Source organism: Rhodobacter ferrooxidans, from assembly GCF_000176015.1.
GTDB classification, from domain to species: Bacteria; Pseudomonadota; Alphaproteobacteria; order Rhodobacterales; family Rhodobacteraceae; genus Pseudorhodobacter_B; species Pseudorhodobacter_B ferrooxidans.
Map to the genome: position 1 here is coordinate 45,977 of NZ_ACYY01000018.1, position 16,194 is coordinate 62,170.

Below are 16,194 nucleotides of genomic sequence, written 5' to 3' on the forward strand. Positions count from 1 at the left end.
TGGGAGGAGGCATACGATGGCATACGCCGGTGCATACGCAGACCTTTACGCAGGCTGGAAGGCCAACCCCGAGGGGTTCTGGATGGAGGCCGCACAGGGCATCGACTGGGTCAAGGCCCCCACGCGGGCCCTGAACGACGACCGCGCGCCGCTGTATGAATGGTTCTCCGACGCCGTTGTGAACACCTGCTTCAATGCCGTTGACCGCCATGTGCTGGCCGGGCGCGGCGACCAGATCGCCATCAAGCACGTCAGCCCGATCACCCATTCGACCAAGGGCATCACCTATGCCCAGTTGCAAAAGCGGGTGGCCAGTCTGGCGGGTGCCCTGCGTGCCAAGGGCGTCGAAAAGGGCGACCGCGTCATCATCTACATGCCGATGATCGCTGAAGCGGTCGAGGCGATGCTGGCCTGCGCACGGCTTGGCGCCATTCATTCGGTGGTGTTCGGCGGGTTTGCCGCCAACGAACTGGCGGTGCGGATCGACGACTGCACGCCCAAATGCATCATCGCCGCCTCTTGCGGGCTGGAGCCGGGCCGGGTGGTGCACTACAAGCCCCTGCTGGACAAGGCAATCGACCTGGCCAGCCACAAGCCTGACTTCTGCGTGGTGTTCCAGCGCGAGGAAGAGGTGGCCAAGCTGATCGAGGGCCGCGACGTGGCCTGGCACACCTTCCAGTATGGTGTCGAACCGGCGGAATGTGTGCCGGTTTCGGGCGACCATCCGGTCTATATCCTGTACACCTCGGGCACAACCGGCGCGCCCAAGGGCGTGGTGCGTGCCACCGCCGGGCATCTGGTGGCGCTGAACTGGACGATGAAGGCGATCTACGACATCGACGCCGGCGATGTGTTCTGGGCGGCCTCGGACGTGGGCTGGGTCGTGGGCCACAGCTACATCTGCTATGCGCCGCTGATCGCCGGGGCCACCACCATTGTCTATGAAGGCAAGCCGGTGGGCACGCCGGACGCCGGGGCGTTCTGGCGGGTGGTGCAGAACCAGCGCGTCAAGGTGCTGTTCACCGCCCCCACAGCACTTCGCGCCATCAAGCGCGATGACCCGCAGGGCGAATTGATCAAGGATTACAACCTGCGCTCGCTGAAGGCACTGTATCTGGCGGGCGAACGTGCCGACCCCGATACCATCCTGTGGGCCGGGCGGCATCTGAACGTGCCGGTGATCGACCACTGGTGGCAGACCGAAACCGGCTGGGCCATCGCCGCCAACCCCCTGGGGATCGAGGCGTTGACGGTCAAGATCGGCTCGCCGTCGGTGGCGATGCCCGGCTATGACGTTCAGGTGCTGGACGAGGGCGGCCATCCGGTGGCCCCCGGCACGCTGGGCGCCATCGTGGTCAAGCTGCCGCTGCCCCCCGGCACCCTGCCGACGCTGTGGAACGCCGAAGACCGCTTCAAGAAAAGCTATCTTGCGCATTTCCCCGGCTTTTATGAAACCGGCGACGCGGGCTACATCGACGAGGACGGCTATCTTTACATCATGGCCCGCACCGATGACGTGATCAACGTCGCAGGCCACCGCCTTTCCACCGGCGCCATGGAAGAAGTGCTGGCAGGCCATCCCGATGTCGCAGAATGTGCGGTGATCGGCGTGGCCGATCAGCTCAAGGGCCAGTCGCCGCTGGGCTTTTTGTGCCTTAACAAGGGCTCGGGCCGTGACGCCGGCGATGTGGTCAAGGAATGTGTCAAGCTGATGCGCGAAAAGATCGGCCCGGTGGCCGACTTCAAACGCGCCGTGGTGGTGGACCGGCTGCCGAAAACCCGTTCGGGCAAGATCTTGCGCGGCACCATGGTCAAGATCGCGGACAGCACGCCCTACAAGGCCCCCGCCACCATCGACGATCCGGCCATTCTGGACGAGATCAAGGCGGCGCTGCAAACTCTGGGTCTGGCCAAGGGTTAAGCCTTTCGGCGCGGGTTTCGGCCCGCGCCAATTCGGCCTTGGCCTTTGCCGATTGCTCGCGTAGCTTGTGCTACCATGTCAGTTTCGCGCAATTTCGCCGCCCCGCTGCCGCTCTGGCCCCTCGCCGGAGCAGGCCTATGACCGAGCACCGCACATGTGCCGAACCCGCCCTTCCGGCAGGCGTTTCGCATCGCGTCTGCGACCCTGCGACCTTCGCCTATTTCAGCCATGACCTGCGCGCCGCGCTGGCCGATGTGCTGGGCGGCTTGCAGATGATCCCCCCCGAGGCGATGTCACCGGCGGTTCAGAACCAGATCGCCCAGGTGCGGGCCTCGGGCGACATGCTGGCGCGGCTGATGGAGGCCGGGCTGTCGGTGATGGCGGGCGAGGCCGAACTGCCGCCGGCACCGGAACCGATCCGCACCGAACACCTGATGGCCGACATTTCGGCCCGCTGGGAGGCCGCTGCGGCGGCGCGTGGGCTGGGGTTCCGGCTGACACAGGCCGCCGATGTGCCGCCGCGGTTTTGCGCCGACCGCATCGCCCTGGAACGGGTGCTGGCCAACCTGCTGGGCAATGCCATCCGCCACAGCCGCAGCGGCACGGTTTCGTGCAGCCTTGATTGCCCGCAGGGCCACCTGCGCTTTGCCATCCACAACGACGGCCCCGGATTTCCGGCGGCGGTGCTGGCCCAGACCACGCCGCCACCTGCGCCCAGCCAGATGCGCCACGGCCTTGGCCTTGTCATCGCCCGGGCGATGACCGACCGGCTGGGCGGGCGGCTAAGCCTGCGCAACCCAGCGGGCGGCGGCGCCGAGGCGGTGCTGGAGATGCCGCTGACCGCCCTGCCCGACTTCGCCGCCCTCGATGCACCTCTGCCCGACCTGACCGGGCTGCGCGTGCTGCTGGCCGAGGATTCCGTCACCGGTCAATTCGTGGTGGGCCGGATGCTGGCCGAACTCGGCGTTTCGGCGGAACTCGCCGCCGATGGTGCCGAGGCGCTGGCCTGGCTGCAACGCGCCCCCTTCGATCTGGCGCTGATCGACATTGAGATGCCGCGGCTGTCGGGCCTGCAGGTGATCCGCGCCCTGCGCGCGCTGCCAAGGCCCGCCGCCCGCACGCCGGTGATCGTGCTGACAGCCCACCTGCATCCCGCCAGCCTGTCCCAGATCACCGCTGCCGGGGCCGATGCGCTGCTGTCAAAGCTGCGACTGGACGCGGTGACCCTTGGCCAAACAATGGCCGGGGTGCTGGCGCCGGCGGCGGAACCTGCCTCTGACCCCGCGCCGTTCGATCCGGCCCGCCTGCACCACCTGCTGCAGCTTGCGGGCCCGGCGACGGCGCGCGAGTTGCTGACCCGTCTGGATGCCGACCTTGCCGCCACCCGCACCCAGCTTGCCCGGGCGGCCAGCGGGCCAGACTGGCCAAGCCTGCGGGCGCAAAGCCATGTGCTGATCGCACTTGCGGGCACTGTCGGCGCAGACCCGCTGCACCGCTCGGCCGTGGCGCTGAACGCGGTGGCGCATCAGCGCGACGCAAGCTCTTTACACGGCCTGCACCGCACCACGCTGGGCCAACTTGACGCGCTGATCCGCGTCCTTGCCGATCAGGCCGCCCAATGACCAGCCGCGCCACGCCTGCCGCCAAGGCCGCAAATGCCCCGGTACTGCTGATCGAGGATACCGCCTCGCTGGCGATGGTCTATCGCTCGGTGCTGACATCGGCGGGGCATCGGGTGCTGGTGGCGGGCACCGCCGCCGAAGGTCTGACGCTGTTTCGCGACCGCAGCCCTTCGGTGGTGCTGCTGGACCTGCTGCTGCCCGACCGTAACGGGCTGGAATTGATGCAGGATTTCCTGGCGCTGCGCCCCAGTGCCGCCATCATCGTCATCACCGCCAACGGTTCGATTGCCAAGGCAGTCGAGGCGATGCGGGCGGGGGCGCATGAATTTCTGGTCAAGCCGTTCGACGAACAGCGCCTGCTGGCCGCGGTGGAAAACGCCGCCCGCCCACGCCCCGTGGTGGTGCCGCCGCCCGCCGTTCCCCGCCCGGTCAGCCGGGCCAGCAGCGAGGCCTTCATCGGCTCGTCGCCGGTGATGGACCGCATCCACGCCACCATCCGCTCGGTCGCAAGCTCGATGGCGACGGTGTTCATCACCGGCGAAAGCGGCACCGGCAAAGAGCTGTGCGCGCTGGCGGTGCATGACAATTCCGCCCGCGCTTCCGGTCCGTTCATCGCGCTGAACTGCGGCGCCATTCCGCAGGACCTGCTGGAATCCGAGGTGTTCGGCCATATGAAAGGCAGCTTTACCGGCGCGGTATCCGACAAGCCGGGGGCAGCGACCGCGGCCGATGGCGGCACGCTGTTTCTGGACGAGGTCTGCGAAATGGCCCCGGCCTTGCAGACCAAGCTGCTGCGCTTTCTGCAAACCTCGACGGTGCAGCCGGTGGGCGCCACCCGGCCGCGCAAGGTGAACGTGCGGATCATCTGCGCCACCAACCGCGATCCAGCGGACGCCGTGCGCCGCGGCCAGTTTCGCGAAGACCTTTACTATCGCCTTTATGTGGTGCCGATCCACATGCCGCCCCTGCGCGAGCGCGGCAATGACGTGATCGAGATTGCCGAGGCCGCGCTTTCCCGTTTCGGTGCCGAAGAGGGCCGCGCCTTCGACGGGCTGGCGCCGCAGGTCGCCAACCTGTTCCGCCGCCTGCCCTGGCCCGGCAACGTGCGGCAGGTGCTGAACGTCATCCGCAACGTGGTGGTGCTGAACGAGGGCGGCCTGGTCACCCCCGACATGCTGCCCGCCCATCTGGCCGATCAGGACGACGCCCCCGAACCGCTTGCAGCCGAGGCACCCGCCCCGCAGATCGACAGCCTGATCGGCCTGACTCTGGCCGAGATCGAGCGTCAGGTGATCGAGGCCACCATCGCCCGCCATGGCGGTTCGGTGCCCAAAGCCGCCCGGGTGCTGGATATCGCGCCCTCGACGCTGTATCGCAAACGCGAAGGCTGGGCGCAGGACTGACGCGGCTTCAGTCGTAGAACGGCGTCATCTGCGCCACCACCACCGAGTTTTCCGCCAGCGCCCGCTCCATCAGCCCGCGCTCCTCGGCGTCGATCTCGTCGCCCGCCGCCAGCCGTTCCTCCAGCGTGCCATAGCCGGTGACATCCAGCGGCGAAAGGTCGGCAGCTTTCAACAGCGCCACGGTTTCGCGCACCGCCTCGGCCTCGTCCACGCCGGTGGCATAGATCAACAGGCCGGCACCGGTGGCCTTGTCGGGCAAGCCGTCGCCGGCCTTGCGGCCAACCTCGACGGCCAGCGTGAACACCAGTTGCGGGCGCTTTGGCTTGACGGGCGGCGCATCGCCGGAATTGGGGGCACCCTCGCCCTCGCCCTCAGTCACGCAGCAACTCGTTGATCGAGGTCTTGGCGCGGGTCTTGGCATCGACCTTCTTCACGATCACCGCGCAGTAAAGGCTTATGCCGCCCTTGGAGGGCATCGAGCCTGCAACCACCACCGACCCGGCCGGAACCTCGCCATACATCACCGCCCCGGTTTCGCGGTCAACGATCTTGGTGGACTGGCCGATGAACACGCCCATCCCCAGCACCGACCCCTCGCGCACGATGCAACCTTCGACCACCTCGGAGCGCGCGCCGATAAAGCAGTCGTCCTCGATGATGGTCGGCCCGGCCTGCATCGGCTCCAGCACGCCACCGATGCCGACACCGCCGGAAAGATGCACGTTGCGGCCGATCTGGGCGCAGGAACCGACGGTGGACCAGCCATCGACCATGCTGCCTTCACCGACATAAGCGCCGACGTTGACGAAAGATGGCATCAGCACCACGCCCTTGGAGATATAGGCAGACCGCCGCACGATGCTGCCCGGGACGGCGCGGATGCCCGACTTGCGCCAGTCGGCGGCACTCCAGCCCTGAAACTTCGACGGCACCTTGTCCCACCAGTTGCTGCCGCCATTGCCGCCCGAGATTTCGGCCATGTCGTTCAGCCGGAACGACAGCAGCACCGCCTTCTTGGCCCATTGGTTCACATGCCAGTCGGCGCCGCGCTTTTCCGCCACCCGCAAGCTGCCGCTGTCGAGTGCTGCCAGCGTCGCCTCGATGGCCTCGCGCGCCGCACCCTTGGTGGCCGGGGAAATGGCGTCGCGGCCTTCCCAGGCGGCATTGATGGCGGCTTCCAAAGCGGCGTTGGGCATCGGTGCGTTCCTTTTTGGTTGGTCTTGACCGTCCCCAGCCTATAGACCTTGCGGCAAAGCCACGCAATTCCCCCAAGGACCGCCATGAAAGACGAGCCGCGCAGCCACCCGTTCCGCAACAGCACGCAGGATGTGGCCACCGCCGACCTGATCCCCGACACGCCGCAGACCCGGGCGCCCGCCTACCGGCTGGCCTTTGCCGATGCCGAATTCATGACCCGGTCGGACCTGCGCCCGGTGCGGCTGCAACTGGAACTCCTGAAGCCGCAACTGGTGCTGGACGAGCGCGGCATCAATTCGACCATCGTGATGTTCGGCTCGGCCCGCATCCCCGACCCCGATCAGCCGCAAACCGCCAAGGTGCCGCAACTGGCCGAGCTTTGCCGCTATTACAACGAGGCCCGCCGCTTTGCCGCGATGATGACCGAACGCAGCATGGCCGAATATGGCCGCGAGAATGTGGTGATGACCGGCGGTGGCCCCGGCATCATGGCCGCAGGCAACCGCGGTGCCGCCGACGCCGGTGGCCAGTCGATCGGGCTGAACATCGTGCTGCCGCATGAACAGGCGCCCAACCCCTATGTCACCCCCGACCTGTGCTTCAACTTCCACTATTTCGCCATCCGCAAGATGCATTTCCTGATGCGCGCCCGGGCCATCTGCATCTTCCCCGGCGGTTTCGGCACGCTGGACGAGATGTTCGAAAGCCTGACGCTGATCCAGTCGGGCCGGATGAAGCGCATCCCGATCCTGCTGTTCGGCCGCACCTTCTGGGACCGCATCATCAACTGGCAAGCGCTGGCGGAAAGCGGCACCATCTCGGAAAAAGACCTGGACCTGTTCCGCTACGTCGAAACCGCCGAGGAAGCCATGGCAGAGATCGACGGCTGGCCCGCCCAAGCCTGAGTGTTGGCGCGGCCAGAATCAGCACGCGTGCCGCAGGGCAGCACATGCGATGAAGATCAGGATTTGTTTGAAAATCAAAATTGATTGCCGTCTTTGCTGTTTGAAACCATGAGTTTTGCATGATTTGGGCAATTCATCCCGGAAACCACCAACGTCCCGCCCCGATGCCGGCGCAGTCGGACCGGACGCCGGCCTTACCGCAGCAGCGGGCCGTCGTGGTCGAGGTACGCCGCATCGAAATCGGCCAGTTTCACCAGACCGGCCAGATCGTCGAACACCACCTGGCCATGCTGGAAGGTCAGCAAGCCGTCCTCGCGCAGTTCGCGCAGCACCCGGTTGATGTGGACCGCACTCAGCCCCAGCGCATCCGCCAGCAGGTATTGCGACAACGGGCAGGCGAAGCCCGCCTTGCTGCCGATGCCGACCAGCTTCAGCCGTGCCCCCATCTCCAGCAGGAAATGCGCCGTGCGTTCCACCGCGTTGCGCCGCCCCAGCCCGACCAGATGTTCCACCACCATCGCCTCGTCGCGCGAGGCGGCCCACAGCACGGCGGTGGCCAGCCGCGGGGTGCGGGCAAAGGCGTCCAAGAGGTCATGCGCCATCACTTCCGAGGCCTCGACCCGGGTGATCGGCTCGATGTTGTGATCCGCCGTGCGGAAAAGCACCGAGCGCAACCCCAGGAAATCGCCGGGAATCTGGAAATCGACGATCTGCCGGGTGCCACCGGGCAGCAACTTGTAGGAACAGGCCCAGCCGTCGGCCAGGATATAGACCGGGTGGCTGGTCTGACCCTGATGCATCAGGTCGCGCCCGGCCGGAAACACCCGGCGGCGGCGGTAGAGGTCGGAAAGCACAGTCAGATCGCTGTCGGACAGCGTGACGAACGCCGCCAGCTTGCGCGCGAACGGGCTGTTCACGATGGTCATGGCACATAACCTTTTCGCGTCAGGCCGCACCATGTTGCCGCCTGCATCGTCACCACCTAACCGTCGAATGATCGGTCCGACGCTGCTGTAGGTAAGCGCATCCTAGCATAATTCTGCGAAGCTGGCGAGACGACGGCTTGCGCGTGACATTTGCCCCGGTCTTGGTCGTGCAACTGGAAAGACATACCCGATGAGCCAACTGTCAGACGTTTCCGGCATTGCCGCCCTCGCCATCTGCGAATCGCTGCTGCTGGCGCTGAATGATCGCAACGTGCTGCCGGAACGCGAGATCATCGGTATCCTGAAAGACGCCGCCGCCGCCCACATGGACCTGCCGCCGAAAGAGGGCAAGGCCGAGCAGCACGCCGCCGTGGCGAGCCTGATCAACAAGATCATCGACGGCGGCAATTCCGTGCGCCGCCGCTAAGGTGGGGGGGGCGGCGAACCGCCCCGCGCCGGTGTCAGATCCGGCCCATCAGCACCAGGATCAGCAGGATCAGCAGCACCAGGCCCAGCCCGCCGCTGGGTCCATAGCCCCAATTGGCACTGTGGCCCCAGTTCGGCAGCGCGCCGACAACGGCCAATATCAGAATGACGATCAGAATGGTTCCCAGCATGGGGTTCCCCTTTGCTATGGCGCCGCAGGGCGGGCCAGGTGATATCCGGCCCGATGGCACCGGGACCGGCTTGAAAGGACAGTCGTGACCCGAAGGGACTGGCAGGCGGTCTGGGGTCCGCATTTCCAAAGCATCGTCCGCACCCCGCACCGGGTGCCACACGGCAAAAGACACTCCGGGTCACGCAATAATTCTAGCAAATCCGCCGCAGCCCGGCCCTAACCTGCATCAGCGATCCGGGATGGACAGCGGCGGCGCAGTGGCGCAAATTCGGTCGGACTTCTGCAAAAGGATAAGGCGATGTTCCGGGCTTTGGTGGTGGAAAAGGATGCGGCGGGGGCGACCCATGCCACGGTGCAAAACCTGCCGGACGACCGCCTGCCGCCCGGTGATGTGACGGTGGCGGTGGAATACTCGACGCTGAACTACAAGGACGGGCTGTGCCTTGGCTCGGGCGGCGGCATGGTGAAAACCTGGCCGCATGTGCCGGGGATTGATTTAGCAGGCACCATCCTGACCTCGGATCACCCCTGTTACGGCGCGGGCGACAAGGTGGTGCTGACCGGCTGGCGGGTGGGCGAGGTGCAGTGGGGCGGCTATGCCCAGAAGGCCCGGGTCAATGCCGACTGGCTGGTGCCGCTGGCGCCGGGGATGACCACGCGGCAGGCGATGGCGGTGGGCACCGCCGGTTTCACCGCGATGCTGGCGCTGCTGGCGCTGGAGGATCACGGGCTGACGCCTTCGAAGGGCGAGGTGCTGGTGACCGGCGCTGCGGGTGGTGTGGGCTCGGTGGCGGTGGCGCTGCTGGCCAACCTTGGCTACCGGGTGGCGGCGGTGACGGGGCGGCCTGAGACGGAGGCCTATCTGAAGGGTCTGGGCGCCAGCCGCATCATCCCGCGCGCCGATCTGGCCGAGGTGTCCAAGCGGCCTTTGGAATCCGAGACCTGGGCCGGCTGCATCGACGCCGTGGGCGGGGCCATGCTGGCGCGGGTGTTGGGGCAGTTGCAGCACGGCGCCTCGGTCGCCGCTGTCGGGCTGGCAGGGGGGGCGGCGTTGCCCACCTCGGTGGTGCCGTTCCTGTTGCGCGGCATCAACCTCTTGGGCATTGATTCGGTCACCTGCCCCTATCCGCAACGCTTCCGCGCCTGGAGCCGGATTGCTTCCGACCTGCCGCTGGACAAGCTGGAGGCGATGATCCGCCCCGCCACGCTTGCCGACCTGCCCGCACTGGGGGCGGCGATCCTGCAAGGCGGCGTGCAGGGCCGGGTGGTGGTGGATGTGAACGCCTGACAAACTGCGAAAAATCGGCCGGATACGGGTTGCAATCCGCGGCGGGAATATATATTCACGAATTTGAATATTAAATACCCTTGCCAAAGGACCAGCCCGATGATGCGTATTCTGCTTCTGGCAGCCACCCTTGCCTCTGCCCAGCCGCTGTGGTCCGCCCCGCTGACCGCGACCATGGTCACCGAATGGAAGGCAGTTTATGGCCGGGTGGAAACCCGCGACCGTATCCCGGCGCGGGCGCGGCTGGGTGGCACGCTGGTGGCGCTGTCGGTGGCCGAGGGCGATATCGTCGCCGCCGGTCAGCAACTGGCCGAGGTGGTGGATGCCAAGATCAATTTCCAGCTAGCCGCCATCGACGCGCAGCTTGAATCGCAGACAGCGCAACTGGCCAACGCGCAGGCCGAACTGACACGCGGCGAGGATCTGCTGGCACGCGGCGTCACCACGGCGCAACGGCTGGACGCGTTGCGCACGCAGGTCGATGTGATCACCGGACAGATCGCCGCCACCGGCGCGCAGCGCAAGGTGCTGGAACAGCAGGCCGCCGATGGCGTGGTGCTGGCCCCCACGGCTGGTCGGGTGCTGGATGTGCCGGTTTCCACCGGCGCCGTGGTGATGCCGGGCGAGGCGGTGGCCACCATCGGCGGCGGCGGCTATTTCCTGCGCATCGCCCTGCCCGAACGCCATGCCGCTTTCCTGAAGGAAGGCGCCGAGATCCCGATCGACACCGCCGCCGGCCCTGCCACCGGCAGGCTGGCGCGGATCTATCCGCTGATCGAGAATGGCCGCGTGGTGGCCGATGTCGAGGTGGAGGGCCTGCCCGAAACCTTCGTCGATGCCCGGGTGCTGGTGCGGGTTCCGGTCGATCAACGCCCGGCCCTGCTGGTGCCCGCCGGGGCGGTGATCACCCGTTCCGGCCTTGATTTCGTTGAAATAACCACCGCCGAAGGTACGGTTTCCCGCGCCGTGGTCGCCGGTCAGCACCATAGCGTCAATGGGGCCGACATGACCGAGATCCTGTCGGGTCTGCAAGCAGGCGACATGCTGGTGACCAGCCATGAGTGAGCCGAAGGAAACCGCGCTTGGCATCGCCGGGCAACTGACCCGCGCCTTCATCAGCTCGGCCCTGACGCCGCTGTTCATTCTGGCGGCGCTGGCGGTGGGCCTTGTCGCCCTGACCTCGCTGCCGCGCGAGGAAGAGCCGCAAATCTCGGTGCCGCTGGTCGATATCCATGTGCAGGCGCAGGGGCTGCGGGCCGAGGATGGCGTCAAGCTGGTCACCGAGCCGTTGGAGACCATCGTCAAGGCACTGGACGGCGTGGAACACGTCTATTCGCAGACCCGCGACGATGCCGCCATGGTGACGGCGCGGTTCCTGGTCGGCACCTCGACCGATGCTGCCGTTCTGCGGGTGCATGACAAGATCCGCGCCAACCTGGACCGCATCCCGGTCGGCATCCCCGAACCGCTGATCGTCGGTCGCGGCATCGACGATGTGGCCATCGTGGCGCTGACGCTGTCGGCCAAACCCGGCGCCGATGTCTCGGCCAACGACCTCACACGCATCGCCCGCGAATTGCGCACCGAGATCGCCAAGACCGAAAACGTCGGCCTGACCTATCTGGTGGGCGAGGCCTCCGAGGCGATCCGCATCGCGCCGGACCCGGAAAAGCTGGCGCTGTATGGCGTGACGCTGCAACAACTGGCCGCCAAGGTGGCGCAGGCCAACCGCAGCCTCAGCACCGGCACGCTGCGCGACGGCGGCCAGGAAATCAGTCTGGTGGCCGGCGAGACCCTCACGGCACCCGCACAGGTGGCGGGCCTCTTGCTGACCACCCGCGACAACCGCCCGGTCTATGTGGCCGATGTGGCCGATGTGCAGTTCGTGCCCGACACCTCGGATGTCATCGTGGCGCAGGTCACCAAGGCCGAGGATGGCAGCATCACCCGCACCCCTGCCGTGACCCTGGCGGTGGCCAAGCGGGCCGGTGCCAATGCCGTGCTGGTGGCCGAAGCCGTGCTGCACCGGATCGAGGCGCTGGAAGGCCGCCTGATCCCGGAAAACGTCGCTGTCACCGTGACCCGCGACTACGGCGAAACCGCCAATGAAAAGGCCAACGAGCTGCTGTTCCACCTTGGGCTTGCCACGCTTTCCATCATCGGCCTCGTGCTGCTGGCGGTGGGCTGGCGCGAAAGCATCGTGGTGGCCATCGTCATCCCGGTGACCATCCTGCTGACGCTGTTTGCCGCCTGGATCATGGGCTACACGCTGAACCGGGTGTCGCTGTTCGCGCTGATCTTTTCCATCGGGATTCTGGTCGATGACGCCATCGTGGTGATCGAGAACATCGCCCGCCACTGGGGCATGAAGACCGAGCGCACCCGGATCGAGGGCGCCATCGCCGCGGTGGCCGAGGTCGGCAACCCTACCATCGTCGCCACCCTGACGGTGGTCGCCGCCCTGCTGCCGATGCTGGCGGTTTCGGGTCTGATGGGCCCCTACATGTCACCGATCCCGGCCAACGCCTCGGCGGCGATGATCTTTTCGTTCTTCGTGGCGGTGATCATCACCCCCTGGCTGATGGTCAAGATCGCCGGTCGCGCCGAAATGGCGGCCCACGACCACGACGACACCTATGGCGGCCATCCCGGCGGCAAGCTTGGCAAGATCTACGCCACCGTCGCCAAACCGCTGCTGAAAACCCGTGGCCGCAGCCTTGGCTTCCTGCTGGTCACGGTGGTGCTGTCGTTTGGTTCGCTGGGTCTGTTGTACACCCGCGATGTCACGGTGAAACTGCTGCCCTTCGACAACAAGTCCGAATTGTCGGTGGTGATCGACCTGCCCGAAGGCAGCTCGACCGAGGCCACTGACCGCGTGGCGCAGGATGTGGCCGGTGTGGTGTTGCAACTGCCCGAGGTGATGGCGGTGCAGACCCATGCCGCCGCCGCCGCCCCCTTCAACTTCAACGGGTTGGTGCGGCACAGCTATCTGCGGGCAGAGCCGCAACTGGGCGAGGTGCAGATCAACCTGACGCCGAAATCCGACCGCGACCGCACCAGCCACCAGATCGCGCTGGACATCCGCGCCCGGCTGAACGCGCTGGCGCTGCCCGAAGGCACCGTGCTGAAAACCGTCGAACCGCCACCCGGCCCGCCGGTGATGGCGACGCTGCTGGCGGAAATCTATGGCCCCGACGCCGACACCCGTCGCGCCGCTGCCGCCCGCGTGCGCGAGGCTTTCGCCTCGGTGCCCTTCATCGTCGATATCGACGACAGCTATGGCACGCAGGCGCGGCGGCTGCGCGCCAGCATCTCGACCGATGATCTGGAATTCTTCGGCGTGCAGGAACAGGACGTGTTCGACACCCTGACCGCGCTGAACGGCAGCCAGACCGTCGGCTATTCGCACCGCGGCGAAGGCCGCCAGCCGATCCCGATCGAGATTGCCCGCCCCAAGGGCGACCGGGTGATGGACGAACGCTTCCTGTCCACCCCGATCCCGGCCAACGTGCTGCCGGGTGCGCGCGGCGTGGTGGAACTGGGCGACGTGATCCGCATCAGCGCCGAGAACGCCAGCTTCCCGATCTTCCGCCACAACGGCCGCGATGCCGAAATGGTCACCGCCGAACTGGCAGGCGATTACGAGGCACCGCTTTACGGCATGTTGGCGGTGGATGCGGCGCTGGAGGCGATGACCTGGGCCCCCGGTGAAAAACCCGAGATTTCCATGCACGGCCAGCCCGATGACGAGACCAAAACCACCCTGCTGTGGGACGGCGAATGGGAAGTGACCTATGTGACCTTCCGCGACATGGGGGCGGCCTTCGGCATCGCGCTGGTGGCGATCTACATCCTGGTGGTGGCGCAGTTCGGCAGCTTCCGCCTGCCGCTGGTGGTGCTGACCCCGGTGCCGCTGACCTTCCTTGGCATCATGTTCGGGCACTGGCTGTTCTCGGCGCCATTCTCGGCCACCTCGATGATCGGCTTCATCGCGCTGGCGGGCATCATCGTGCGCAACTCGATCCTGCTGGTCGATTTCATCCGCAACGCCGATACCACCGGCAAGACCGCGACCGACATCCTGATCGAGGCGGGGGCGATCCGGTTCAAGCCGATCCTGCTGACCGCCATCGCCGCGATGATTGGCGCCGTGGTGATCCTTGCCGACCCGATCTTTCAGGGCCTGGCGATCTCGCTCTTGTTCGGGTTGCTCAGTTCCACCCTGCTGACCGTGCTGGTGATCCCGGCGATCTACCGGGTGTTCAAGACCTGAGTGGCTGTGTCCTCCTTTGCACAAATATCCTCGGGGTGATGCGCGCCTGAAAAACCTTCAAGTGAAAGGTTTTCCGCGAGGAACGCCCGGCCCGTGGCCGGGCTGGGGGGGGCAGACAGCCCCCCGGCCTTTCCGCCAAACCGGCAGCCTATTCCCGATACCCCGGCCCCTGCGCCCAGGCCCAGGCATCGGTGATCATGTCGGTCAGGTTCGACCGCTTTGGCTGCCAGCCCAGATCGCGCATCGCCCGCACCGAGCCCGACACCAGCGAGGCCGCATCCCCCGCCCGCCGTTCGCCCTCGATCACCGGCACGCCGCGGTTGCTGGCCCGCCGCGCCTCGGCCCGGGCGGGCACCGCCTTTTCCGTCACCTGTTCGGCCGCCGCAATCACCTCGCGCACGGTGAAGCCGCTGCCCGACCCCAGGTTGAACACCGCATTGCCGCGCCCCGCCAGCAGCCAGCGCAGGCCCAGCACATGCGCCTCGGCCAGATCCAGCACATGCACATAGTCGCGCACGCAGGTGCCGTCGCGGGTTGGATAATCGCTGCCGAACACCGTCAGCGCCGGCCGCCTTCCCGCCACCGCGTCCAGCAGCAGCGGGATCAGATGCGTCTCCGGCCGATGCTGCTCGCCCACCTTGCCCTCGGGGTCGGCGCCGGCCACGTTGAAATAGCGAAAGATCACATGCTGCAAGCCGTGGCTTACCCCGAAATTGCGCAGGATATCCTCGATCGCCCGCTTGCTGGCACCGTAAGCGTTGATCGGATGCTGCGGCGTGTCTTCGTCGATCAGCACGCCGTCCGGGTCGCCATAAGTGGCGCAGGTCGAGGAGAACACGAAGTTGCCGCACCCCGCCGCCACCGCCGCCTCGATCAGGTTCAGCGCCCCGGTGACGTTTTCCCGCCAATAGCGCCCCGGATCGGACATGGAATCGCCCACCAGCGACAGCGCCGCAAAATGCAGCACCGCCACCGGGCGGTATTTTGCAAAGGCCGCGTCCACCGCCGCGCGGTCCAGCAGATCGCCCACCACCAGCGGCCCGAACTGCACCGCCTCGCGCCAGCCGGTGGACAGATTGTCAAAGGCCACCGGCACGAAGCCCGCCGCCGCCAGCACCTTGCAGGCATGCGCGCCGATATAGCCCGCCCCACCGGTCACCAGCACATGATCCGCCATCTTCCACCTCGCCCGACCCGACTTGCGGCAGCGGCCTTGCCCGCTTTGTCCGCCCATCCCCGGATTACCCGGAAGCTGCGCGAAAGTCGAACCCGGTTTCAGCGTCAGATCAGCAGCAACGAATGGGCCAGGTCGATGGTATTCGCCAGCCCGTCCAGCCGCACGGTATTCCCGGCCCCAAAGTCGAAACTGACATAAGTGCCCATGTCATGCGCAAAACTGGTGACGACTTGCGCAGCCGTCATGCCGCGCACCGCCAGCAGCACCGCATCGTCAATCACCAGCCGGTCGCCATCTGTCAGCCGGAAATCCGTGATCACGTCGGCCCCGATCGAAAAGACGAACCGATCCGCCCCCAGCCCGCCGGTCAGGCGATCACCGCCGCCACCGCCATCCAGCAGATCGCTGTCCGTCCCGCCATCCAGCGTGTCATTGGCCACGCCGCCCAGCAAAGTGTCAGCCCCGGCCTCGCCCATCAGCGAATCGTAGCCCATGCCGCCTTCCAGCCGGTCGTTGCCCAGCCCGCCCCAAAGGCTGTCATTGCCAGCCCCGCCAAACAGGACATCGTCGCCCGCGTCCCCCAGCAGCTGATCCGCGCCATCCTCGCCGGTCAGTGTGTCATTGCCCGCATCGCCGCGCAGCGTGTCATTGCCAGCACCGCTGACCAGCAGGTTGGCACCGGTGTTGCCCTGCAACCGGTCGTTGCCGCTGCCCGATTGCAGGTTTTCAATCTCCAACAGACGGTCGCTGCCCTGACCGGTGACCTGCGCCACCGTCAGCGCCAGACTGACCGTCACCGCCCCGGTGCCCAGATACAGCGCCGTATCCACCCCAGTGCCGCCGGTGATGGCGTCATTCCCCGC

The 16,194-nt window shown here is 66.6% G+C and carries 14 protein-coding genes; 8 read left to right on the top strand and 6 right to left on the bottom strand.

The genetic code is table 11. The features are described 5' to 3' along the window. Positions 1 to 16 precede the first annotated feature (16 nt). From RSW2DRAFT_RS12895 to RSW2DRAFT_RS12905, 3 genes are all read left to right on the top strand, one after another. Complete coding sequence (locus tag RSW2DRAFT_RS12895) at positions 17 to 1,921, top strand: propionyl-CoA synthetase (RefSeq protein WP_008031646.1); 1,905 nt, start codon at positions 17 to 19, stop codon at positions 1,919 to 1,921. A 137-nt stretch (positions 1,922 to 2,058) separates the two neighbouring features. Then, positions 2,059 to 3,543, top strand: a complete 1,485-nt coding sequence (locus RSW2DRAFT_RS12900) for an ATP-binding response regulator (protein WP_008031647.1) — start codon at positions 2,059 to 2,061, stop codon at positions 3,541 to 3,543. Then, on the top strand, positions 3,540 to 4,946 hold the full coding sequence (locus RSW2DRAFT_RS12905; protein ID WP_008031648.1) for a sigma-54-dependent transcriptional regulator: 1,407 nt from the start codon (positions 3,540 to 3,542) through the stop codon (positions 4,944 to 4,946). The genes RSW2DRAFT_RS12900 and RSW2DRAFT_RS12905 overlap by 4 nt, the downstream gene beginning before the upstream one ends. Positions 4,947 to 4,953: 7 nt before the next feature. Here the strand turns inward: RSW2DRAFT_RS12905 and RSW2DRAFT_RS12910 are convergent, their stop codons facing one another. After that, positions 4,954 to 5,325, bottom strand: a complete 372-nt coding sequence (locus RSW2DRAFT_RS12910) for a hypothetical protein (protein ID WP_008031649.1) — start codon at positions 5,323 to 5,325, stop codon at positions 4,954 to 4,956. Beyond that, the gene (gene dapD, locus RSW2DRAFT_RS12915) at positions 5,318 to 6,142 is read right to left on the bottom strand and encodes a 2,3,4,5-tetrahydropyridine-2,6-dicarboxylate N-succinyltransferase (protein ID WP_008031650.1); all 825 of its coding nucleotides are present in this window, start codon (positions 6,140 to 6,142) and stop codon (positions 5,318 to 5,320) included. The genes RSW2DRAFT_RS12910 and dapD overlap by 8 nt, the downstream gene beginning before the upstream one ends. A gap of 84 nt (positions 6,143 to 6,226) precedes the next feature. Here dapD and RSW2DRAFT_RS12920 point away from each other — a divergent pair, with 84 nt between their 5' ends. Then, positions 6,227 to 7,048, top strand: coding sequence for an LOG family protein (locus RSW2DRAFT_RS12920; protein WP_008031651.1), 822 nt, complete (start codon positions 6,227 to 6,229; stop codon positions 7,046 to 7,048). Positions 7,049 to 7,242: 194 nt separating this feature from the next. Here the strand turns inward: RSW2DRAFT_RS12920 and RSW2DRAFT_RS12925 are convergent, their stop codons facing one another. Then, positions 7,243 to 7,974 (bottom strand): Crp/Fnr family transcriptional regulator, encoded by a 732-nt coding sequence (locus RSW2DRAFT_RS12925; RefSeq protein WP_040672187.1) that lies wholly within the window; start codon positions 7,972 to 7,974, stop codon positions 7,243 to 7,245. Positions 7,975 to 8,164: 190 nt separating this feature from the next. On the opposite strand from RSW2DRAFT_RS12925, the gene RSW2DRAFT_RS12930 reads away from it, so the two are divergent. Then, entirely contained in the window at positions 8,165 to 8,401 is a 237-nt protein-coding gene (locus RSW2DRAFT_RS12930; RefSeq protein ID WP_008031653.1) for a hypothetical protein, read from the top strand. Between the two features lie 34 nt (positions 8,402 to 8,435). On the opposite strand, the gene RSW2DRAFT_RS17490 is transcribed toward RSW2DRAFT_RS12930, so the two are convergent. After that, positions 8,436 to 8,591, bottom strand: a complete 156-nt coding sequence (locus RSW2DRAFT_RS17490; RefSeq protein ID WP_008031654.1) for a DUF3309 family protein — start codon at positions 8,589 to 8,591, stop codon at positions 8,436 to 8,438. A gap of 300 nt (positions 8,592 to 8,891) precedes the next feature. On the opposite strand from RSW2DRAFT_RS17490, the gene RSW2DRAFT_RS12935 reads away from it, so the two are divergent. The 3 genes from RSW2DRAFT_RS12935 to RSW2DRAFT_RS12945 all read left to right on the top strand — a co-directional run bounded on the left by RSW2DRAFT_RS12935 (position 8,892) and on the right by RSW2DRAFT_RS12945 (position 14,154). Beyond that, positions 8,892 to 9,881 carry an MDR family oxidoreductase gene (locus RSW2DRAFT_RS12935; protein WP_008031655.1) on the top strand — a complete coding sequence of 330 codons (990 nt, stop codon included), beginning with the start codon at positions 8,892 to 8,894 and terminating at the stop codon, positions 9,879 to 9,881. Positions 9,882 to 9,980: 99 nt separating this feature from the next. Next, positions 9,981 to 10,946 (top strand): efflux RND transporter periplasmic adaptor subunit, encoded by a 966-nt coding sequence (locus tag RSW2DRAFT_RS12940; RefSeq protein ID WP_008031657.1) that lies wholly within the window; start codon positions 9,981 to 9,983, stop codon positions 10,944 to 10,946. Next, positions 10,939 to 14,154, top strand: a complete 3,216-nt coding sequence (locus RSW2DRAFT_RS12945; RefSeq protein ID WP_008031659.1) for an efflux RND transporter permease subunit — start codon at positions 10,939 to 10,941, stop codon at positions 14,152 to 14,154. Before RSW2DRAFT_RS12940 ends, RSW2DRAFT_RS12945 begins: the two co-directional genes overlap by 8 nt. Positions 14,155 to 14,302: 148 nt before the next feature. On the opposite strand, the gene galE is transcribed toward RSW2DRAFT_RS12945, so the two are convergent. Both galE and RSW2DRAFT_RS12955 read right to left on the bottom strand, forming a co-directional pair. Next, a complete protein-coding gene (gene galE / locus RSW2DRAFT_RS12950) occupies positions 14,303 to 15,331 on the bottom strand; it encodes a UDP-glucose 4-epimerase GalE (RefSeq protein WP_008031661.1) in 1,029 nt (342 codons plus the stop codon). Positions 15,332 to 15,435: 104 nt separating this feature from the next. Continuing rightward, on the bottom strand, positions 15,436 to 16,194 hold a 759-nt coding region (locus RSW2DRAFT_RS12955), incomplete at its 5' end, for a calcium-binding protein (RefSeq protein ID WP_008031662.1).